Raw genomic sequence first — 20,882 nt, 5'->3', positions numbered from 1 at the left:
TGACGTACGGCACCACGCGTGTTGACCAGCACTTCTTCCGTCCCGGCGGCCGATGTGGCCTCCGCTGTCAGTGGGCGCCGCTAGCCTCTCCGACATGCCCGCCCGTATCACCGACCCCGAGCAGCTCAAGGAGCTCCTCGGCATCCCGTTCACCCCGGAGCAGACGGTCTGCATCACCGCACCGCCCGCCCCGCAGGTGATCGTGGCCGGAGCCGGATCGGGCAAGACCACGGTGATGGCGGCACGCGTGGTGTGGCTCGTCGGCACCGGACAGGTCGCCCCCGAGCAGGTCCTCGGTCTCACGTTCACCAATAAGGCGGCGTGCGAACTCGCCGAGCGCGTCCGCAAGGCGCTGATCAAGGCCGGAGTCACCGACCCGGACGTGATCGACCCCGACAACCCGCCGGGCGAGCCGGTGATCTCCACCTACCACGCCTTCGCGGGCCGCCTGCTGACCGACCACGGCCTGCGCATCGGACTCGAACCGACCTCCCGCCTGCTCGCCGACGCCACCCGCTACCAGCTCGCCGCCCGCGTACTGCGCGAGGCCCCGGGACCGTACCCGGCCCTGACCCGCTCCTTCCCGGACCTCGTCGGCGACCTCCTCACACTCGACTCCGAGCTCGCCGAACACCTCGTACGGCCCGAGGACCTGCGCGCCTACGACGCCGAGCTGCTGCGCTCCCTGGAGGGCGCCAAACTCACCAACGCCGACCTGCGGAAGGTCCCCGAGACGGCCGCGGCCCGGCGTGAACTGACCGAGCTGGTGGGCCGCTACCGGTCGGCCAAGCGCGAGCGCGACCTCCTCGACTTCGGCGACCAGATCGCCCTCTCCGCCACCCTGGCCCGCACCCGCCCCGAGGTCGGGGAAATCCTCCGCGACGAGTTCCGGGTGGTGCTGCTGGACGAGTACCAGGACACCTCGGTGGCCCAGCGCATCCTGCTCGCCGGACTCTTCGGCGGCGGCACCGGCCACCCAGTGACCGCGGTCGGCGACCCCTGCCAGGCCATCTACGGCTGGCGCGGCGCCTCCGTCGCCAACCTCGACGACTTCCCCGAACACTTCGCACACGCCGACGGCCGCCCCGCGGCCCGCCAGGCGCTCAGCGAGAACCGCCGGAGCGGAGGCCGCCTCCTCGACCTCGCCAACGGCCTCGCGGAGCCCCTGCGCGCCATGCACGAGGGCGTGGAGGCCCTCCGCCCGGCCCCAGGAGCCGAGCACGACGGCCAGGTCCGCTGCGCGCTGCTGCGCACCCACGCCGAGGAGATCGACTGGCTCGCCGATTCGATCGCCCACCTCGTACGGACCGGAAAGGCACCCGGCGAGATCGCCGTGCTGTGCCGTACCGCCGGCGACTTCGCCGAGATCCAGGGCGCGCTCGTCGCCCGGGACATCCCGGTCGAGGTGGTGGGCCTCTCCGGGCTGCTGCACCTGCCCGAGGTCGCCGACCTCGTCGCCGTCTGCGAAGTCCTTCAGGACCCCGGGGCGAACGCCTCCCTGGTCCGCCTGCTCACCGGCCCCCGCTGGCGGATCGGCCCGCGCGACCTCGCCCTCCTGGGAAGGCGCGCCCGCCTGCTCGTGTCCCACGCGCGCGTGGGCGCCGACGAGGACATGGACCGCCGGCTCGCCGCGGCCGTGGAGGGGGTCGACCCGGCCGAGGTGATATCGCTCGCCGACGCCCTCGACACGTTCCTGGAGATGCCCATCGAGGCCGAAGGGGACGACGACGGGCTGCCCTTCTCGCCGGACGCGCGGGTGCGGTTCGCGCGGCTCGCCGCCGAGCTGCGCGACCTGCGCCGCTCGCTCGCCGACCCCCTGATGGACGTCCTGCACCGGGTGCTCGCCGTCACCGGCCTCGAGGTCGAGCTCTCCGCGTCCCCGCACGCGCTGGCCGCCCGCCGCCGAGAGACCCTGTCGAACTTCCTGGACGTCGCCGCGTCCTTCGCCGCGGGCGACGGCGAGGCCACCCTGCTGGCCTTCCTCGGCTTCCTGCGCACCGCCGCCCAGTACGAGAAGGGCCTCGACAATGCCCTGCCCGGCGGCGAGAACACCGTCAAGGTGCTCACCGCGCACAAGTCCAAGGGCCTGGAGTGGGACGTCGTCGCGGTCCCCGGACTCGTCACCGGCACCTTCCCCAGCGGCCAGGGCCGCGAGAAGTGGACCGCCCAGGGCAAGGTCCTGCCGCACGAGCTGCGCGGCGACGCCGACACGCTCCCCGAGATCGCCACCTGGGACGCCAAGGGCATCAAGGCCTTCCACGAGGCCATGAAGGACCACCAGCACACCGAAGAGCTCCGCCTCGGCTACGTCACCTTCACCCGCCCCCGCTCGCTCCTGCTCGGTTCCGGCCACTGGTGGGGCCCCTCCCAGAAGAAGCCGCGCGGCCCCTCGGACTTCCTGCACGCCCTCTACGAACACTGCGCCGCCGGACACGGCGAGATCGAGGTCTGGACCGAGGAGCCCGCCGAGGACGAGGAGAACCCCGCCCTGCGCGAGGCGGCAGCCGACCACGCGTGGCCGCTCCCGCTCGACGACGCGGCACTGGCCCGCCGCCGCGCCGCCGCCGAGACCGTACTCGCCCACCTGGAGCGCGTGGCGTCCCACGAAGAGCCCCATCCCGGGGCGGAGGGAACCGGGCACGCGGCCGACCACGACCCCACCTCGTACGACGATCCGGACTGGCCACCCCCGCCCGAGGACGACGACGCCGCGTACGACGACGTGGCCTACGGGGACGACGACTTCCCCGACGGGGACGACTCCGACTGGGACTCCTGGTCGACCGACCGCCCCGAGGACCGGCCGACGCGACCCCCGCAGGACCGCCCGACGGTTCCGCACCAGGCATCGGCTCCGGGGGCTCGCCCGCACCCTGCGAAACCGCACTCTGAGGAACCCGCGCATCTCTCCCCGGAGGAGGCCCGCACCCTCGTCTCCTGGGACCGCGACCTCGATGCCCTCACCGGAGAGCTCCTGCGCGCCCGCTCGAGCGTCACCGACGTCCCCCTGCCGGCCTCGCTCACCGTGACGCAGCTCATGCGCCTGGCCGCCGACCCGGACGGCTTCGCACAGGAGCTCGCGCGCCCCATGCCACGCCCCCCACAGCCCGCCGCGCGCCGCGGAACGCGCTTCCACGCCTGGCTGGAGTCCCGCTTCGAAGAGCTGCGGCTGCCGATGCTGGAACCGGAGGAGCTGCCCGGCAGCGACGCCGAGATCGCCGACGAACGCGACCTGGAGGAGCTCAAGGACGCCTTCGAGCGCACTCCCTACGCACACCGCACCCCTCACCGCGTCGAGGCACCGTTCCAGCTCGCCATCGCGGGACGCGTCGTACGGGGCCGGATCGACGCCGTCTACCGGGCGGAGGACGGCGCCGGCACGACGTACGAGATCGTCGACTGGAAGACCAGCCGGACGGGCACCGCCGACCCCCTCCAGCTCGCCCTGTACCGCCTCGCCTGGGCCGAACAGCAGCGCGTGCCCCTGGAGTCCGTCAAGGCCGCGTTCCTGTACGTCCGCAGCGGTGAGGTGGTCCACCCGGACGAGCTCCCGGACCGCGCGGCACTGGAACGACTGCTCACACAGGACCCGGCGGACCCTCAGGAAGCGTCTGCCGGGGATCCGCCGGACGAACACGCCTCCGTGGGCGGATAGGCTCGTGAGCATGAGCAAGCCCGTTGACAACGCCGTCAGCACCGTCCGCACGTACATCCAGAACCACCGCACGGCCTTCCTCGACGACCTCGCGGAGTGGCTGCGCATCCCCTCGGTGTCGGCCCAGCCCGACCACGCCGCGGACGTGGCGCGCAGCGCCGACTGGCTTGCCGCCAAGCTGCAGGAGACCGGCTTCCCGACCACCGAGGTCTGGGCGACCGAGGGCGCCCCCGCCGTCTTCGCCGAATGGCCCTCCGAAGACCCCGGGGCCCCCACGGTTCTCGTCTACGGACACCACGACGTGCAGCCCGCAGCCCGCGAGGACGGCTGGGACACCGACCCCTTCGAACCGGTGATCCGCGGTAACCGCCTCCACGCGCGCGGTGCCGCCGACGACAAGGGCCAAGTGTTCTTCCACACACTCGGCGTCCGCGCCCACCTCGCCGCCACCGGACGCGGCGCACCGGCCGTGAACCTCAAGCTCCTGATCGAGGGCGAGGAGGAGTCCGGCTCCCCGCACTTCCGCGACCTCGTCGAGAGTCATGCCGACCGGCTCGCCGCCGACGCGGTGATCGTCTCCGACACCGGCATGTGGTCCGAGGACACCCCCACCGTGTGCACCGGAATGCGCGGCCTCGCCGAGTGCGAGATCGAGCTGTACGGGCCGCAGCAGGACATCCACTCCGGCTCCTTCGGCGGCGCCGTGCCCAACCCGGCCACCGCCGCCGCCCGCCTCGTCGCGGCCCTCCACGACGAGCACGCGCGCGTGGCCGTCCCCGGCTTCTACGAAGGCATCACCGAACTCTCCGAACGCGAGCGTGAGCTCTTCGCCGAACTGCCCTTCGACGAGGAGCGCTGGCTGAGCACGGCCAAGTCGACGGCCACCTACGGAGAGGCCGGACACACCACCCTGGAGCGCATCTGGGCCCGCCCCACCGCCGAGGTCAACGGCATCGGCGGCGGCTACCAAGGCCCCGGCAGCAAGACGATCATCCCGTCCTCGGCCACCGTGAAACTCTCGTTCCGGCTGGTGGCGGGCCAGGACCCGGACCACATCGAGAAGGCGGTCCGCGCCTGGGCCGCCGACCGGCTGCCCGCCGGCATCCGGCACGAGATCACGTTCGGTGCCGCCACCCGCCCCTGTCTCACACCGCTGGACCACCCCGCCCTGCAGTCCGTCGTACGCGCCATGGGCCGCGCCTTCGAACAGCCGATCCGTTTCACCCGCGAGGGTGGCTCGGGACCCGCGGCAGACCTCCAGGAGGTCCTCGACGCCCCCGTGCTCTTCCTGGGCATCTCCGTCCCCTCCGACGGCTGGCACGCCCCCAACGAGAAGGTCGAACTCGACCTCCTCATGAAGGGCGTCGAAACCAGCGCCTACCTGTGGGGCGACCTGGCCGAGAACTGGCGCGAGGCACACTGAAAAAGCCTGTCTCCACCCTTCCTGCACAGTCCGTCCCCATCCCGAACAGCGCCCTTCGCACCCGACCTGCTGAACCGCCCGCCGAAATAACCGTTCCACCGGGGGAGTTGGAAGCACCCGTGACCACCTGGACCGACCGAACCGCCGACCGTCCCATCTCGCTCACCGCCCCGAGCGGCATCGACCGGGCCGCCCACCACCGGCTCGACGAGGCCTGGCTCGCGGCGGCCTGGAGCCACCCCACCACCCGCGTCTTCGTGGTCTCCGGCGGTCAGGTGCTCATCGACGAGACGGCGGACGGCACCACCGAACTCCTCATGACCCCCTCCTTCGAGGCCCCCCTCACCGAGGCGCACCGCTACTTCCTCGGCACGGACGACGACGGTGTGAGCTATTTCGCACTCCAGAAGGACGCACTGCCCGGCCGAATCGACCAGTCCGCCCGCCCGGCGGGCCTGCGCGAGGCGGGACTCCTGCTCTCACCCCGAGACGCGGGCCTGATGGTGCACGCCGTCGCCCTGGAGAACTGGCAGCGGCTGCACCGCTTCTGCTCACGCTGCGGCGAGCGCACCGTGATCGCGGCGGCCGGACACATCCGCCGCTGCCCCGCCTGCGGCGCCGAGCACTACCCGCGCACCGACCCGGCCGTGATCATGGCGGTGACGGACGACGAGGACCGCATCCTGCTCGGCCGCCAGGTGCACTGGCCCGAGGGCCGCTTCTCCACGCTCGCCGGCTTCGTCGAACCCGGTGAGTCCATCGAGCAGTCCGTGCGCCGCGAGGTCTTCGAGGAGGCGGGCGTCACGGTCGGCGAGGTCGAGTACGTCGCCAGCCAGCCCTGGCCGTTCCCCTCCAGCCTCATGCTCGGCTTCATGGCCCGAGCCACCTCGTCCGAGATCAACGTCGACGGCGAGGAGATCCACGAGGCCCGCTGGTTCTCCCGCGAGGACCTGCGCACCGCCTTCGAGTCCGGCGAGGTACTGCCTCCGTTCGGCATCTCCATCGCCGCCCGCCTGATCGAACTCTGGTACGGCAAGCCACTGCCGCGCCCGGGAGCGGCAGCCGCCTGACCGACACACACCACACCACTCGCACGAGTGGCGCAAGTCACACAGCAGGGGCGGTCCTTGAGTCAGATTCAAGGACCGCCCCTGTTATTGCCCGCGGCACCGCCGGGGCGCACCGATGGTGAACCGCTTACGCGCCGATCTTCTGCTTGACCTGCGCCAGCGAAGGGTTGGTGAGCGTCGAGCCGTCCGCGAACAGAACGGTCGGAACCGTCTGGTTCCCGCCATTCGCCTTCTCCACGAAGGCCGCGGACTCCGGGTCCTGCTCGATGTTGATCTCGTTGTACGCGATGCCCGCGCGGTCCATCTGGCCCTTCAGTCGCGTGCAGTATCCGCACCACGTGGTGCTGTACATCGTCACAGTGCCCGGCATGTCTCTCGCGCTCCTTTGCTGCTGGGGGTGCGTCGTCGCAGAGGTGGAACGTACGCGAGCGGGCCACCATTCCCGTGCCCGGGTACCCCGGCCCGGTACACGAGGGCACTTGGCGGCAGACGCGTGAGCAAGAGCACGCCCAGCGCCTGCCGCATTAGTACGACTGCAAGGGCCTCCCTGTGGACAACCGGCTCGTGCGTCCCCGTCGACCTGGCAGCATGGCGGGGTGACAGCAGCAACGCGCTCCACCCTCTTCCCGCAGGCACCGGACACGGCCGACGCGGTGCTCGACGGGCTCGACCCCGAGCAGCGCGAGGTCGCCACCGCCCTGCACGGTCCGGTGTGCGTGCTGGCAGGCGCCGGCACGGGCAAGACGCGAGCGATCACCCACCGCATCGCCTACGGGGTGCGTGCCGGGATCCTCCAGCCCTCCAGTGTGCTCGCCGTCACCTTCACCAACAGGGCCGCAGGCGAGATGCGCGGCCGGCTCCGCCAGCTCGGCGCCGGTGGCGTCCAGGCCCGCACCTTCCACTCCGCCGCGCTGCGCCAACTCCAGTACTTCTGGCCGAAAGCGGTCGGCGGCGGCCTGCCCCGGCTGATCGACCGCAAGATCCAGCTCGTCGCCGACGCGGCAGCCGCCTGCCGTATCCGCCTCGACCGGGGCGAGCTGCGCGACGTCACGGCCGAGATCGAATGGTCCAAGGTCACCCAGACCGTCCCCGCCGACTACGCGGCCGCCGCGGCCAAGACCGGCCGTCAGTCGCCCCGCGACCCGGCCGAGATCGCCCAGCTCTACGCCACGTACGAGGACCTCAAGCGCGACCGCGCCGTCATCGACTTCGAGGACGTCCTGCTGCTGACCGTCGGGATCCTCCAGGACCGGCACGACATCGCCGAACAAGTCCGCTCCCAGTACCAGCACTTCGTGGTCGACGAGTACCAGGACGTCAGCCCCCTCCAGCAGCGCCTCCTGGAACTGTGGCTCGGCGAGCGCGACAGCCTCTGCGTCGTCGGCGACGCCAGCCAGACGATCTATTCGTTCACCGGTGCAACTCCCGACCACCTGCTCGACTTCCGCACCCGCCACCCCGGGGCCACCGTCGTCAAGCTCGTCCGCGACTACCGCTCCTCACCCCAAGTGGTGCACCTCGCCAACGGCCTTCTCTCCCAGGCCCGCGGCCGGGCCGCCGACCACCGCCTGGAGCTGATCTCCCAGCGTGCCCCGGGCCCCGAGCCCGTCTACGCCGAATACACGGACGAACCCGCCGAGGCCGAGGGCGCCGCCCGCCGCATCCGCGACCTCATCGCCTCCGGCATCCCCGCGGGCGAGATCGCCATCCTCTTCCGCACGAACTCCCAGTCCGAGATCTACGAACAGGCCCTCGCCGACGCCGGAGTGCCCTACCAGTTGCGCGGCGCCGAGCGGTTCTTCGACCGCCCTGAGGTGCGCAAAGCAGGTGCCGCCCTGCGCGCGGCCGCCCGCTTCGGCGCCAACGACTCCCTCCTCGACGACGCCGTCGACCTGCCCTCCCAGGTCCGCGCGGTGCTCTCCGGCGAGGGCTGGACCAGCCAACCCCCGGCCGGATCCGGCGCCGTCAGAGAGCGCTGGGAATCACTGGCCGCCCTCGTCCATCTCGCCCAGGACTTCGCCGCCGCCAAACAGGGCGCCACCCTTGGCGACCTGGTGGCCGAGCTCGACGAGCGCGCGAGCGCCCAGCACGCCCCGACCGTCCAGGGCGTCACCCTCGCCTCCCTGCACTCCGCCAAGGGACTGGAGTGGGATGTCGTTTTCCTGGTCGGCGTCGCGGAGGGCATGATGCCGATCACCTACGCAAAGACCGACGAGCAGATCGAGGAAGAACGCCGCCTCCTCTACGTCGGAGTCACCCGCGCCAGAGAACACCTCCTCGTCTCCTGGGCCCTGTCCCGCTCACCCGGCGGCAGACCCAACCGCCGGCCCAGCCGCTTCCTCGACGGGCTGCGCCCCGGCTCCGTCGCCACCGCGGGCCGCAGCGCCGGCGGCGGTCCAGGAGGCATCGAGCGCGGCATCGGAAGCAGCGGAGGCACGGTCGTACGGCGGACGAGTCGGACCCCGGCCCGCTGCCGGGTCTGCGGGCGCACGCTGACCGACGCCGGTGAGATGAAACTGATGCGTTGTGAGGACTGCCCCTCCGACATGGACGAAGGCCTCTACGAGCGGCTGCGGGAGTGGCGGGCGGTACAGGCGCAGCGCAGTGGGCAGCCCGCGTTCTGCGTCTTCACCGACAAGACACTCATGGCGATCGCCGAGGCCGCACCGGACGACGAGGGCGAGTTGGCGCGGATCCCCGGGGTCGGCGTGCGCAAGTTCAACCGGTTCGGGGCCGATGTTCTGGCCATCTGCGCTGGTCAGGAGCGCGCGGGGGGCAGCGGGGATGACTGATGCAAACTCGTCGAGAAAATAGTTTGCGCATGCCCCAGCAATCCCCATAGGTTCTTAACCACGGCAGCAGCGGCCTTCTCCGAGGCCCTGGTTCCGTGCTGTACTTAATAGCCGTCGGACTGGCTCACCCCAGTCCCCCAAGACGCCGAGAGGAGGCGATTCCAGTGATCAGCATCAACACCAGCTCCATCAGCACCGCCAAAATGACCGATCGCTCGGTCGTCTCCACGTGCCTGCTCGGCGTCTCGAACCTGGGTACCGGTCTGTCCGGCGTCACTGCCGTCCGGCTGGCTTCCCCTCTGTCTCTCGCGGTTCTTCCCATCCGTGAGCGCAATGAGCGACCGACGAAGGCACTGGAAGCGGCAGTAGTGGCAGAGGCCCAGGCCTATGCCTTTGCGGCAGCCGGTGCCGGATCCCTGAAGCAGACGAAGCAGCACCACACGATGTGGGCCTTCCGTGGGCCTGAACCCTGGAGTGATCCAGCCTGATCTTCGATCAGGCCGGCGCCTTCAGGGCCGCGGAACCCCACCCGGGATCCGCGGCCCTTCTGTTTGTCCCCGACCGGGGACGGCAGAGCGAAGGGGCCTCGGGACAAGAAAAGAACCCGGTACCAGCCGCCAACCGGCCAACCCGGCCGGCACGACCAGACGAGGAAGACCAACCGTGCAACTCGAAGCGCACGCCCCGTCCGTACCGCCTTCCGAAACGATCCCCCCGCCCGGCCTCACGGAGGACTCCACCTTGATCCCGCTCACTGCGCTCACCGCGCTCGACGACGCCATCGAGAACCTCGGCGTACCCGTCCCCTGCCGCTCCTACGACCCGGAGGTCTTCTTCGCCGAGTCGCCGGCCGATGTCGAGTACGCCAAGTCCCTCTGCCGCACCTGCCCGCTGATCGAGGCCTGCCTCGCCGGCGCCAAGGAGCGGCGCGAGCCCTGGGGTGTCTGGGGCGGCGAGCTCTTCGTCCAGGGTGTTGTCGTGGCCCGCAAGCGGCCGCGTGGCCGCCCGCGCAAGAACCCGGTTGCGGCATGAACACCGTAGGAACGATCGATCGCCCCCTGACGCACGACCCCAAGAAACAGGCCCCGATGAAGCCGTCCGCCAGCGAGCCCGCAGGCTCCGCCATCCCAGACTTCACCACCACCGGCGCGAACGACTCGCGTCAGAACAGGACCCGCGAGATGCAACTCATCCCAGAAGCCCTGGCTCGTGCGCATATGCACGAGCGACTGCACGAGGCCGAGCGGGAACGCCTGGCCGTGCGCCTGGCCTCCGCCCGTCGGATGCAGCGTCGGGCCGAGCGCGCCTCCATGCGCGCCCGGCGCGCGCTGGCCATGGCGGTCATGCACTAGCCGAAAGCAGTCGCGGCAGTATCAGTAAGCAACTCCTCGCGGGGGCCGGTCCGAACGGACCGGCCCCCGCGGTGCGTTGTGCCGGGCGATCCGCCGATCACGGCGTTATCGTCGCCGAGTGACGAGTCTTCCCGGGGACAGTGACAGCACCGGCTCCATGCCGCGGCCCGACACGGCCGAGGCCCGGCACATCGTGTGCGCCCGCTGCGGCACCCTGGCCGACGGTCCTCCACTGACGTGGACCTGCTCCATGGAGAACGGCACCCGCCATTACTTCTGCGACAACTGTGCCCGCAGCAACCTCAGGGCGATCGAGGGACGGCTGGACTCGGCCTGGTGGTAGGCCCGCCCGGGCCCGCCCGGGCCCGCCCGGGGTCGGCCTGGGCGGGCGAAGGCGGCCCGAGTCATGCTTCGGCCGCTGATCCCTCCTCGTCCAGCAGCTCCTCCGTGTCCAGCAGCTCCTCCGTCGGGTCCTCTCCCGGTACGAAACCCGGCAGCCACTCCTCCAGTTCGTCGCGCAGCCGGACCGTCGCGCCCAGCTGGCACAGGACTCCGATGGTGCTCAGGGTCACACGGTGTATCAGGAGATACGACGGTGGCAGGTTGAGGAGCCTGCCCAACTGGTGTGCGGGGGAGCGGGGGTCGGCGATGCGCGCGGCCTGACTGCGCATCCAGCCGCGGGTGAACGTGAACTCGTCGGCCTGGGCCGGTTCGATGATCGGCAGGAGATAGTCCAGGACCGCGTCGGGTTCGAGCTCTATGGACTCCTTGACGAAGCCCTCCTCACACAACAGCTCGTAGACCGCTTCGGCCTCGCCCTCGAGAGTCATCCGGAGGGAGTATCCGATCGTCGAGGGCAGACCGCCGGGAAGACGGTCGACCGTGCCGAAGTCCAGGACGCCCAGCCGCCAGCCGCTCTTCTCGTCCGGCAGGAGGCGGAAGTTGCCCGGGTGCGGATCGGCGTGCAGCAGTCCGGTGCGGGCGGGGCCCGAGAAGAGGAACCGGGCCAGCAGTTGGCCCGCACGGTCCCGCTGTTCCTGAGTGCCCTCGGCGATCACCTCCGACAGCGGTATCCCGTCGATCCACTCGGTCACCAGGACCTGGTCGCACTGGTGGACCACCGCCGGGACGAGCACGTCCGGATCGCCCGCGAACTCCGTGGCATGCGTCTCCTGGGCCTCTGCCTCCAGCGCGTAGTCGAGCTCCTCGGACACCCGGTCGCGCAGCTCCGAGATGAGCGGCTTGATGTCCATGCCGGGGATCAGGGGACCCAGGAGCCTGGCGAATCGGCTGAGCTGGGTCAGATCGGACAGCAGGGCCTCGCCCGCCCCCGGGTACTGCACCTTGACGGCGACCTCGCGTCCGTCGTGCCACACCGCCCGGTGCACCTGGCCGATCGAGGCCGCCGCGGACGGCTTGTCCTCGAACTTCTGGAACAGCTCGGACCAGTCCTCGCCGAGGTGCTCCCGCAGAACGGAGTGCACCGTGCGCGTCGGCATCGGCGGCGCCGCCTCCTGGAGCTTCGTCAGCGCCGCGCGATAGGGTCCCGCGACCTCCTCGGGCAGCGCCGACTCGAAGACGGACAGCGCCTGTCCGAACTTCATGGCACCCCCCTTCAACTCGCCGAGAACCTTGAAGAGCTGCTCCGCCGTGCGCTGCTGCAGCTCGCGGCCGACGATCTCCGCGGACTTCCCGCCGATCCTCTTGCCCAGCCCCCAGGTCGCTCGCCCGGCGAAGCCGAGCGGTAGTGCGGCGAGTTTGGCAGTACGGGTGACCGCCTTCCGGGGAAGATCAGACATGCGCCCTCCAAGTCCCAGACAGCCGTGCCGCGTGCGGCTGTTGCCTCGCCATTGTCTCGTGCGGCTGCCCGTCCTCGGCGGCGCGCTCCCCCTTCTTACTTTTCTCCGCTGCGCCGCACGGGCATTCGGGATGCGACCACACCGGCTTCGCGTGCCAGTCGAAGCCCGGCACGGAGGACTCCCAGCGTGCCCCGGCGCTGGAGGGCAGCCGTCCGTCGAGGTAGGCGAGGGCGTGTCCTGCCGCGAGTCCGGCGACGCCGGTCGCCAGAGCGAGGTCGCACGCCGGGACTTGGTGCGAGGCGCCGGAGCGCCACTGCGCGATCAGGCGTGGCCAGGTCGGGTCCCGGTCGATGCGCTGCTGGTCCAGGCAGCCCGCGCAGCCGGTGTCGCCGGGCAGCACCAGGGGGCCGACGACACCCGTTCCCTCCACGACTCCCGCGTAAAGATGGGGCGTGCCGGAGGTGATCAGGGGCTCGGCGACGGCGGGATCGGGGGCGTGCACCGCCAGGCCGTCCCGGGGCGCGAGGATCACCAGGGAGAGACCGAGCTCCTCTCCTTCGGCGGCGGGCCGGGGTGGTCGATCCGGTGCCGCTCGGCGCACCGCGCGCCGGGCGGCTTCCTCCCGGCGCTCGCCGATGGACGCCGGGGGCAGCCCGCCCGGTGCCACGTCCCAGGGTTCGACGCTGCCGACGTCGCGCACCTCGACCTGGCCGACACCCGCGCCGGCCAGGAGGGAGGCCAGGACGACTCCTACTCGGCCGGCGCCCCGCACCTGAACGCGCAGGGAGCCGCGGGCGGCCAGCTGCTTCATGGCGTCGCCCGGTGCGCGGGCGACGAGGGACAGGGACGCGAGGTCGGGGCGGAGCCGGTCCAGGACCGCCTTCTTCTCGCGCAGGGCGTCCGCGGCCCGGCCGCCGCCCGTCGCGTCGTCCAGCAGACCGGAGCGGGCCAGCCGCTCCACGAGTGCGTCGACATGACCGTCGGGCAGGCCCATCGCGCGTCCCAGGTCGCGCAGGAGCGGCAGCCCGCGTGTTCCGTTGAGCAGGTCGAGAAAGCTGCCTGTCGCCGTGTCCACCGGGCCCAGCACCATCGCGTGCGCGGGCGCCATTCCGAACTGCACGGTGTTGAGATCCCGCCAGCCGCGCCGCAGCGCGGGCTTCACCATCGGATGCATGACCGACCCCCGTACCCGTAGAGCATCCCCGTGTGTCGGCGCGGTCCGTCCCGGGCCCGCCGATCGAATGCCAGCATGCCCGGCCCGGCCGAACCGTGCCGAAAGTTGTCCACAGGCGGTGGTGTTCGTCGTATAAATCAAGCGCACGGGGTGCGGATCGGCATCGAACCGTCCAGGGGACGGGACTTCCCCCATGTGCAGCGGGTAACGTCGGGGCGTGCCCGCCGACCCACTGCACCGCGCCGGAAAGCCACAGCGCAGCACGACGAGCCTGCCGCCAAGCGGCTCGGGGGCGAGCGCGATCGAGGTTCGCAGGAGCGCGCGCCGGCGCAGAACGGTCTCCGCGTACCGCGAGGGCGATCGCACCGTCGTGCTCATCCCCGCCCGTATGTCCGAGGCGGAGGAACAGCGCTGGGTCACCGTCATGCTCGACAAGCTGGCCGCCCAGGAAAGCAAACGGGTGCTCGGCGACACCGAGCTGACCGAACGTGCCGCGCGGCTGTCGGAGCAGTACTTCGACGGCCGGGCCCGCCCCGCCTCGGTCCGCTGGGTCACCAATCAGAACACGCGCTGGGGTTCCTGTACCCCGGCCGAGGGCAGTATCCGTCTTTCGCACCGCCTCCAGGGCATGCCCGAGTACGTGGTCGACTACGTACTCGTCCACGAGCTCGCGCACCTTCTGGTGCCCGGTCACGGACCCCGCTTCTGGCGGCTGCTGGAGGCGTATCCGCGTACGGAACGCGCCCGCGGCTATCTCGAAGGGGTGGTCGCGGCCGAACGGCTGCCCCATCTGCCGGTGGCGAGCGACGAGTAGCGCGCGGGCGGCGGCGGACCGTCCCCGCCGGGGGGCGATTGTGTACCGGGTCTGTACCGGCGGCGTTCACTCCCAGAGTTTCCCGTTAGCCTGACGCGACGCAATCGCACTCGGGATGGGGGACGGTCGTTACGCATGGCCAGGGAATTCCAACGCGGCCACAAGGCCAGGATCAGTGACCTCACCGCGGGCACGGATCTGTACGTAGGTGTGCAGATCACCGGTCCCGGACTGACCTTCGACATCAGCTGCTTCGGTCTGGACGCCGACGAAAGGCTTTCGGACGACCGGTACTTCGTCTTCTTCAACCAGCCGAAGACCCCCGAAGAATCCATCCAGCTGCTCGGCACCCAGTCGGGTGACACGGAGTCCTTCCGCGTCACGCTCGACCGGATCCCGGCGCAGATCCAGAAGCTGTCGTTCACGGCGACGATCGACGGCGCCGGGCAGATGTCGCAGATCGCCCCCGGATACCTCCGTGTTGTCGCGGGCGGCGAGGAGGTGGCCCGGTACTCGTTCAGTGGCGCGGAGTTCTCCACCGAGCGTGCCGTGATGCTGGGCGACTTCTACCTGAAGGACGTCTGGCGGTTCGCCGCCGTGGGGCAGGGCTTCGACGGCGGCCTCGAGGCGCTGCTCAAGAACTTCGGTGGTGAGGTCGCCGACGAGCAGCCCGCCGCGCAGGAGCCGCAGGCGACTGCCGCACCGTCCTTCGCGCCGCCCGCCCAGGCCACCGCACCCCCCGCATTCGGCGCCCCGGCTCCCGCGCCGCAGCCCGCCGCGCAGGGGTTCACACCGCAGTCCGCCGCGCCCTCGGTGCACGCCGCGCCGACCATCATCGCCCCGCTGCACACCCCGCCGGGCGGCACCGTGCCGCCGCCGGGCCCCGCTCCGTACATCCAGCCGCCCGGCCCGCCCGGTCCGCCGCCGGGCTACGGACAGCAGCCTCCCGGTCAGACCGCTCCCATGCCGCCCGGTTACGGCCAGCAGGCACCACCCGCGCCCCCCGGCTACGGGCAGCAGGCCCCGACGGCGCCTCCGGGCTACGGCCAGCAGCCGCCGTACGGCCAGGTTCCGGGCCAGGCGCCGGGTCAGCCCGGCGCGCCGTCCCCCTACGGTGTTCCCCAGGGCGCCCCGCAGGGCGGTGCCGGTGTGGCCGCCGCGCTGGGGGCCTACAAGGAGACGCCCACCGGTCAGCGGTGGACCCAGCAGAACAAGAAACTCATCCGCGTCGACCTCGGCATCGGCGGCCAGCCCGTGCTGGCCCGCCAGGGCAGCATGGTGCTCTACCAGGGCAAGGTCGACTTCAGCTACAAGGGCGCCGGCTTCGCCGGGCGGATCGTGGGCAACGCGACCGGCCAGGAGATGCAGCTCATGCGCTGTACCGGCCAGGGGCAGGTGTTCCTCGCCGAGAACGCCACCCACGTGCATCCCATCGAACTCCAGGGCGACGCGATCTGTGTCTCCGCGGAGAACGTGCTCGCCTTCGACGAGTCCCTCCAGCACGAGGTCCGGCGTATCGAGGGGCACGGCATCCCCGGAGGCGCGCTGTTCACCATGCAGTTCCAGGGGACCGGAACGATCGTCGTGAAGACGCACGGCGCTCCCGTCGTGCTGCCCGTGACGCCGACGACCTTCGCCGACTGCAACGCCGTGGTCGCCTGGTCCGCGGCCTCCCAGGTGATCGTCTCCAGCCAGGTGCGGATGCGCCGCAACGCCTACCCCGGCGACACCGGGGAGAGCGTGAACCTCCAGTTCCGCGGCGCGCCCGGCAATTTCATCGTCGTCCAGCCGTACGAGGTCTGAGGGAGCCCGTCATGAACCAGCCACTCGCGGGCTTCGCCCCGGCACCGGTCACCGCCCGCATGGAGAACCACGGCAACCACATGCTGAAGGTCGCCATGCAGACCGGAAACGACCTCTTCGCGCGCGTGGGCTCGATGGTCGCCTACGAAGGGTTCGTCCAGTACGAGCCCAACCCGCCCGCCGTACGCCAGATCGCGCGGGACTGGATGACCGGTGAGGGCGCGCCCCTCATGAAGTGCACCGGCGACGGCCTGCTCTACCTGGCCGACTACGGCGCGAACGTCGTCGTCATCAACCTCAACGGGGACGCGATCTCCGTCAACGCCACCAACCTGCTTGCCTTCGACGCCCATCTCCAGTGGGGCGTCGAGCGGGTGAAGGGGCTCGCCAAGTTCGCCGGACAGGGCCTGTGGAACACCAAGATCTCCGGACAGGGCTGGGTCGCGCTGACCTCGCGCGGCAAGCCGATCGTGGTCGACTGCGGCGGCGGTGAGGACGAGACGTACGTCGACCCGGACGCGCTCGTCGCCTGGTCCCCGAACCTCAAGGTGAAGGGCAAGCGCAGCTTCAAGGCGCAGTCGCTGATCGGACGCGGCAGCGGCGAGGCGTACCAGATGGCGTTCTCCGGACAGGGCATCGTCGTCGTCCAGCCCAGCGAGGACAGCACCGACCGCCTCCGGATCCGGGGCTGAGGGGGAGCACCACATCATGCAGAGTCCGCTTTTCGGCTACAACGAGCAGCAGACCCAGGAGCGCTACAGCCTCCAGAACTCGCAGATGCTGCGAGTCGTCATGGAGGGGCACGACGACATCCTGGCCCGCAAGGGCACCATGGTCGCGTACCAGGGCCTCGTGGAGTTCGACGCCGAGTACCAGAACAACAGCCAGCACCGCGCACGTGCGTACACCGGTGAAGGCCTCGACCTGATGCGGTGCCACGGGCAGGGGACGGTCTATCTGGCCAATCTCGCCCAGCACGTGCACGTGGTCGACGTGGAGCAGGACGGGCTGACCGTCGACAGCAGCTACGTCCTGGCGATGGACTCCTCGCTGCACCACGAGGTCATCGCCGTGGACAGCCAGTACGGCATCTCCGGGTCCGGCAAGTACCAGCTCAACATCACCGGCCGTGGCAAGGTCGCCCTGATGACCTCGGGCATGCCGCTGATGATGCAGGTCACGCCCGACAAGTACGTCAACTGTGACGCCGACGCGATCGTCGCCTGGTCCACCGGCCTGCGTGTCCAGATGCAGGCCCAGACGCACTCCTCCGGGGTGTGGCGGCGGCGTGGCAACACCGGTGAGGGCTGGGAGCTCAGCTTCCTGGGCCAGGGCTTCGCGCTCGTCCAGCCCAGCGAGCTGCTGCCGCCGCAGAACGCGGTGATCGGCCAGGGGCTGCGCGCCCAGTACGGCATGGGGCAGCAGGGGGCCCGGGCGCAGAACCAGGGCAACGTCTGGAGCTGACCGGGTGACGGTCCGGGCAGCAAACGTAAGGGGCGACCGCCAATGGCGGTCGCCCCTTACACGTACCTCAGGCCGAGAGCCGTGCGCGGGTCGCTTCCAGGAGCCGTACGACCGAGGCGTCCGCCACATCCGCGACCTCCTCGTAGGGGAACCAGCGCAGGTCCAGGGACTCGTCGCTGATCGCCGCCACGGCCTCGGCCGGAGCGAGCGCGGCGTACTGGACGTCCAGGTGCCAGTTGCACGGCGTCGGGATGGCGTGTCGGTCCAGGGCCACCGGGCCGCCCGGCAGCAGGATCAGACCTTCGATGCCCGACTCCTCGGTCGCCTCGCGCAGCGCGGCCGCCGCCAGCGTCGGATCACCCGGCTCGCAGTGGCCGCCCATCTGCAGCCACATCTGTAGCTTGCGGTGCAGCGTCAGCAGGACGCGGCCGCCGACCGGGTCGATGACCAGGGCGCTCGCCGTCACGTGCCCCGCCGTGCAGGCCTTCCACATGCCGTCGGGGTGCTCGGACAGATGGTCCAGATAGACCTGGCGCAGCTCTTCCTGGTCCTCGTACTGCTTCAGTACGAGGACGGCGTCGTCGTGAAGGGTCACTCGGTGCCGTCACCCTTGTCGTCGTCCTTGGGAGCGTCGTCCTTCTTCAGATTCGGCTTCTCGGCGGAGCCGCTCGCGGCCTCGCCGAGCATCTTGTCGAGCTCGGAGAAGTCCAGCTGCTCACGGTGCACGAAGCCGTCCGGGTCGTCGAGGTCGGACGCGGTCGGCAGCATGTCCGGGTGGGCCCACAGGCCGTCGCGGCCGTCGACACCGCGCGCGTCGGTGAGCGAGGCCCACAGGCGAGAGGCGTCCCGCAGCCGGCGCGGGCGCAGTTCCAGGCCGATCAGCGTGGCGAACGTCTGCTCGGCGGGACCGCCCGTGGCACGGCGTCGGCGCAGCGTCTCGCGCAGCGCGTCCGCGGAGGAAAGACGCGGTTTCGCGGCCGCGTGCACGACCGCGTCCACCCAGCCCTCGACGAGCGCGAGCGCCGTTTCCAGACGGGCCAGCGCGGCCTTCTGCTCCGGCGTGTCCTCCGGCTGGAACATGCCCTGCTGGAGAGCGTCCTGCAACTGCTCGGGGTTCTGCGGGTCGAGCTGGCCGACCACGTCCTCCAGCTTGGCCGTGTCGACCTTGATCCCGCGCGCGTAGCCCTCGACCGCGCCGAACAGGTGCGAGCGCAGCCACGGCACGTGCGAGAAGAGACGCTGGTGGGCGGCCTCGCGCAGGGCGAGGTAGAGCCGCACCTCCTCCAGGGGGATGCCCAGGTCCTTGCCGAACGACGCGATGTTCAGCGGCAGCAGCGCGGCCTTGCCGGCCGGGCCGAGCGGCAGACCGATGTCGGTGGAACCGACGACCTCGCCCGCGAGCACGCCGACGGCCTGCCCGATCTGCGTACCGAACATGGCACCGCCCATGGAGCGCATCATGCCGATGAGCGGGCCCGCCATGGCCTGCATCTCCTCGGGCAGGACATCGCCCATGGCCGCGCCGACCCGCTCGGCGACCGGGTCGACGAGCTCCTTCCACACCGGCAGGGTCGCCTCGACCCACTCCGCGCGGCTCCAGGCCACGGCGGAAGCGGCGCCGGACGGCAGGGACGTCGCGTCGTCCAGCCACAGGTCGGCCAGGCGTACGGCATCCTGAACCGCGGTGCGCTCGGCGGGACCGACGCTCGCGTCCTTGGTGCCGTCAGAAGTGCCCTGGGAGACCGTCTGGCGGGCGATCTGCTTGGCCATGTCCCAATTCACCGGACCGCCCTCGTACGAGAGCATCTGGCCCAGCTGCTGGAACGCGGCCCCCAGGTCGTTGGGGTTCATGGAACCGAACATCGCTGCGAGCGGATTGTCGGCGCCGGGGCCGCCGGCTCCGGGCGGCCCGAAACCGAACGGTCCCTGTCCACCGCCGCTCTGCTGGTCCTTCTTCTTGCCCTCGTCGCCGTTCTCCGGCTCCTCCGGCGGAAGGCCGAATCCGAATGGGGTGTCACTCACGGGATTCCTCGGCTGGTAAGGCCGCCGGTTCATTCCGACGGCGACTGCCCGACAACACCACCCAGCGTAGACACCCGAGCCCGATCGGGCCTCGGTGCTTCGCCGACTCTTGGCCTGCGGCAGGATGGATGCCACCTGGTACGGACGCGTCACGCGCGTCCGTTACTGAAGACAACCGCTGGAGACGCCCGGTGAGTTCCCCAGATCCACAGGTTCGCGCAGCGCGAAACCACTCAACCAGCCCGCCCTTGCGCGGGCCCGTCGTCGCGGTCACAGGCGCCGCGTCCGGCGTGGGCGCGATGCTGACCGAGCGGCTCGCCGCCAGCCAGGAGATCAAGCAGGTCATCGCCATCGACGAGCGTCGCGGCGAGTGCGAGGGCGCCCAGTGGCAGATCCTCGACGTCCGGGACCCCGCGATCGCCGAGAAGCTGCGTGGCGCGGACGTCGTGGTACATCTCGCGCTCGACCTCGACCTGGAGACGGACGCGGCGGCGCGCACGGCGTACAACGTCCGGGGGACGCAGACCGTGCTGACGGCCGCCGCCGCGGCCGGGGTGCACCGGGTCGTGCTGTGCACGTCCGCCATGGTTTACGGGGCGCTGCCCGACAACGAACTGCCCCTCTCCGAAGACGCCGAACTGCGGGCGACCGCCGAGGCCACGGGGGTCGGGGACCTGCTGGAGATCGAGCGGCTCGCCCGGCGGGCGCCGCGCGCGCATCCGGGGCTCAATGTCACCGTCGTACGGCCTGGGGTCCTGGTCGGTGGTGGTACCGACACGGCGCTGACCAGGTACTTCGAGTCTCCTCGACTCCTTGTGGTGGCGGGGTCACGGCCTGCCTGGCAGTTCTGCCACGTCGAGGATCTGTGCAGCGCTCTGGAGTACGCCGTCCTGGAGAAGGTGGAGGGGGAGCTGGCTGTCGGGTGCGACGGGTGGCTGGAGCAGGAGGAGGTCGAGGAGCTCAGCGGGATTCGGCGGATGGAGTTGCCGTCCGCCGTCGCGCTGGGGGCTGCCGCGAGACTTCACCGGATTGGGCTCACTCCTTCGCCCGCCGGGGATCTGGCGTACACGATGTACCCCTGGGTGGTGAGTGGGAGCCGGATGCATGACGCCGGGTGGCGGCCGCAGTGGACCAACGAGGAGGTTCTCGCGGAGCTGCTGGAGGAGGTTGCCGGGCGGCACACGGTGGCTGGGCGGCGGCTGGGGCGGAAGGATGCGACGGCGGCGGGGGCTGCGGGGGCGACGGTTGCTCTTCTGGGTACGGCCGCGTTGGTTCGGCGGGCTCGGAAGGCTCGGCGACGGATCTGAGTCTGGGGGCGCGTGCGGGTGCGGGTGCGTCGTGGCTGGGGGCCGGTGTCTCGCCCCCGCCGCCCCTACCCGTCCCATCCCCGGAGGCTCCGCCCCCGGCCCCCCTGGCGGGGCTGCGCCCCTGAACCCCGGCGGGCTGCGCCCCTGCACCCGGGCGGGGCTGAGCTCCTGGACTCCGGCGGAGGTGCGCCTCTGGACCCCTGGCGG

General features: G+C 71.0%; 18 protein-coding genes. 13 read left to right on the top strand and 5 right to left on the bottom strand.

What is annotated here, in order from left to right; genetic code table 11:
* Nucleotides 1-94 precede the first annotated feature (94 nt).
* The 3 genes from ACFVWD_RS38650 (at nt 95) to nudC (ending at nt 6,148) form a co-directional block, all read left to right on the top strand.
* The gene (locus ACFVWD_RS38650) at nt 95-3,655 is read left to right on the top strand and encodes an ATP-dependent helicase (RefSeq protein WP_389602676.1); all 3,561 of its coding nucleotides are present in this window, start codon (nt 95-97) and stop codon (nt 3,653-3,655) included.
* Nucleotides 3,656-3,665: 10 nt separating this feature from the next.
* Nucleotides 3,666-5,078: a dipeptidase gene (locus ACFVWD_RS38645; protein WP_389602675.1), complete on the top strand. Its 1,413-nt coding sequence runs from the start codon at nt 3,666-3,668 to the stop codon at nt 5,076-5,078.
* Nucleotides 5,079-5,197: 119 nt separating this feature from the next.
* Nucleotides 5,198-6,148 (top strand): NAD(+) diphosphatase, encoded by a 951-nt coding sequence (gene nudC, locus ACFVWD_RS38640; RefSeq protein WP_180362056.1) that lies wholly within the window; start codon nt 5,198-5,200, stop codon nt 6,146-6,148.
* Between the two features lie 127 nt (nt 6,149-6,275).
* Here nudC and ACFVWD_RS38635 read toward each other — a convergent pair whose 3' ends face one another.
* On the bottom strand, nt 6,276-6,518 hold the full coding sequence (locus ACFVWD_RS38635; RefSeq protein ID WP_054228181.1) for a mycoredoxin: 243 nt from the start codon (nt 6,516-6,518) through the stop codon (nt 6,276-6,278).
* Between the two features lie 226 nt (nt 6,519-6,744).
* Here ACFVWD_RS38635 and ACFVWD_RS38630 point away from each other — a divergent pair, with 226 nt between their 5' ends.
* The 5 genes from ACFVWD_RS38630 (at nt 6,745) to ACFVWD_RS38610 (ending at nt 10,635) form a co-directional block, all read left to right on the top strand.
* Nucleotides 6,745-8,940 (top strand): ATP-dependent DNA helicase UvrD2, encoded by a 2,196-nt coding sequence (locus ACFVWD_RS38630; protein ID WP_389602674.1) that lies wholly within the window; start codon nt 6,745-6,747, stop codon nt 8,938-8,940.
* Between the two features lie 164 nt (nt 8,941-9,104).
* Nucleotides 9,105-9,428: a hypothetical protein gene (locus ACFVWD_RS38625; protein WP_389602673.1), complete on the top strand. Its 324-nt coding sequence runs from the start codon at nt 9,105-9,107 to the stop codon at nt 9,426-9,428.
* Nucleotides 9,429-9,603: 175 nt separating this feature from the next.
* On the top strand, nt 9,604-9,972 hold the full coding sequence (locus ACFVWD_RS38620; protein WP_054228178.1) for a WhiB family transcriptional regulator: 369 nt from the start codon (nt 9,604-9,606) through the stop codon (nt 9,970-9,972).
* Nucleotides 9,969-10,292: a hypothetical protein gene (locus ACFVWD_RS38615; RefSeq protein ID WP_101400540.1), complete on the top strand. Its 324-nt coding sequence runs from the start codon at nt 9,969-9,971 to the stop codon at nt 10,290-10,292. The genes ACFVWD_RS38620 and ACFVWD_RS38615 overlap by 4 nt, the downstream gene beginning before the upstream one ends.
* A 118-nt stretch (nt 10,293-10,410) precedes the next feature.
* The gene (locus ACFVWD_RS38610; protein ID WP_389602672.1) at nt 10,411-10,635 is read left to right on the top strand and encodes a hypothetical protein; all 225 of its coding nucleotides are present in this window, start codon (nt 10,411-10,413) and stop codon (nt 10,633-10,635) included.
* A 61-nt stretch (nt 10,636-10,696) separates the two neighbouring features.
* Here ACFVWD_RS38610 and ACFVWD_RS38605 read toward each other — a convergent pair whose 3' ends face one another.
* On the bottom strand, nt 10,697-12,091 hold the full coding sequence (locus tag ACFVWD_RS38605) for an ABC1 kinase family protein (RefSeq protein WP_389602671.1): 1,395 nt from the start codon (nt 12,089-12,091) through the stop codon (nt 10,697-10,699).
* Nucleotides 12,084-13,265: a TOMM precursor leader peptide-binding protein gene (locus tag ACFVWD_RS38600; RefSeq protein ID WP_389602670.1), complete on the bottom strand. Its 1,182-nt coding sequence runs from the start codon at nt 13,263-13,265 to the stop codon at nt 12,084-12,086. Before ACFVWD_RS38600 ends, ACFVWD_RS38605 begins: the two co-directional genes overlap by 8 nt.
* 217 nt (nt 13,266-13,482) lie before the next feature.
* On the opposite strand from ACFVWD_RS38600, the gene ACFVWD_RS38595 reads away from it, so the two are divergent.
* From ACFVWD_RS38595 to ACFVWD_RS38580, 4 genes are all read left to right on the top strand, one after another.
* Nucleotides 13,483-14,079: a M48 family metallopeptidase gene (locus ACFVWD_RS38595; protein ID WP_101400543.1), complete on the top strand. Its 597-nt coding sequence runs from the start codon at nt 13,483-13,485 to the stop codon at nt 14,077-14,079.
* Nucleotides 14,080-14,214: 135 nt separating this feature from the next.
* Complete coding sequence (locus ACFVWD_RS38590) at nt 14,215-15,882, top strand: TerD family protein (RefSeq protein ID WP_389602669.1); 1,668 nt, start codon at nt 14,215-14,217, stop codon at nt 15,880-15,882.
* A gap of 11 nt (nt 15,883-15,893) precedes the next feature.
* Nucleotides 15,894-16,574 carry an AIM24 family protein gene (locus ACFVWD_RS38585; RefSeq protein WP_054228171.1) on the top strand — a complete coding sequence of 227 codons (681 nt, stop codon included), beginning with the start codon at nt 15,894-15,896 and terminating at the stop codon, nt 16,572-16,574.
* Between the two features lie 16 nt (nt 16,575-16,590).
* Entirely contained in the window at nt 16,591-17,346 is a 756-nt protein-coding gene (locus ACFVWD_RS38580) for an AIM24 family protein (protein ID WP_060900241.1), read from the top strand.
* A gap of 67 nt (nt 17,347-17,413) precedes the next feature.
* Here the strand turns inward: ACFVWD_RS38580 and ACFVWD_RS38575 are convergent, their stop codons facing one another.
* Nucleotides 17,414-17,941, bottom strand: a complete 528-nt coding sequence (locus tag ACFVWD_RS38575; RefSeq protein WP_389602668.1) for an NUDIX hydrolase — start codon at nt 17,939-17,941, stop codon at nt 17,414-17,416.
* A complete protein-coding gene (locus ACFVWD_RS38570) occupies nt 17,938-19,368 on the bottom strand; it encodes a zinc-dependent metalloprotease (protein WP_168495355.1) in 1,431 nt (476 codons plus the stop codon). Before ACFVWD_RS38570 ends, ACFVWD_RS38575 begins: the two co-directional genes overlap by 4 nt.
* A gap of 191 nt (nt 19,369-19,559) precedes the next feature.
* Here ACFVWD_RS38570 and ACFVWD_RS38565 point away from each other — a divergent pair, with 191 nt between their 5' ends.
* Nucleotides 19,560-20,675, top strand: a complete 1,116-nt coding sequence (locus tag ACFVWD_RS38565; protein ID WP_389602667.1) for an SDR family oxidoreductase — start codon at nt 19,560-19,562, stop codon at nt 20,673-20,675.
* Nucleotides 20,676-20,882 lie beyond the last annotated feature (207 nt).

Source organism: Streptomyces sp. NPDC058086, assembly GCF_042885015.1.
Taxonomy (GTDB): domain Bacteria; phylum Actinomycetota; class Actinomycetes; order Streptomycetales; family Streptomycetaceae; genus Streptomyces.
The sequence above is the reverse complement of the archived record's forward strand: the minus strand, read 5'-3'. Positions and strand labels throughout refer to the sequence as shown.

What these genes read in the sequence shown, in the direction of transcription:
- ACFVWD_RS38645 (WP_389602675.1), top strand. Translation starts at nt 3,666, where the DNA reads ATGAGCAAGCCCGTTGACAACGCCGTCAGCACCGTCCGCACGTACATC.
- ACFVWD_RS38650 (WP_389602676.1), top strand. Translation starts at nt 95, where the DNA reads ATGCCCGCCCGTATCACCGACCCCGAGCAGCTCAAGGAGCTCCTCGGC.
- ACFVWD_RS38580 (WP_060900241.1), top strand. Translation starts at nt 16,591, where the DNA reads ATGCAGAGTCCGCTTTTCGGCTACAACGAGCAGCAGACCCAGGAGCGC.
- ACFVWD_RS38635 (WP_054228181.1), bottom strand. Translation starts at nt 6,518, where the DNA reads ATGCCGGGCACTGTGACGATGTACAGCACCACGTGGTGCGGATACTGC.
- ACFVWD_RS38615 (WP_101400540.1), top strand. Translation starts at nt 9,969, where the DNA reads ATGAACACCGTAGGAACGATCGATCGCCCCCTGACGCACGACCCCAAG.
- ACFVWD_RS38585 (WP_054228171.1), top strand. Translation starts at nt 15,894, where the DNA reads ATGAACCAGCCACTCGCGGGCTTCGCCCCGGCACCGGTCACCGCCCGC.
- ACFVWD_RS38600 (WP_389602670.1), bottom strand. Translation starts at nt 13,265, where the DNA reads ATGCATCCGATGGTGAAGCCCGCGCTGCGGCGCGGCTGGCGGGATCTC.
- ACFVWD_RS38590 (WP_389602669.1), top strand. Translation starts at nt 14,215, where the DNA reads ATGGCCAGGGAATTCCAACGCGGCCACAAGGCCAGGATCAGTGACCTC.
- ACFVWD_RS38605 (WP_389602671.1), bottom strand. Translation starts at nt 12,091, where the DNA reads ATGTCTGATCTTCCCCGGAAGGCGGTCACCCGTACTGCCAAACTCGCC.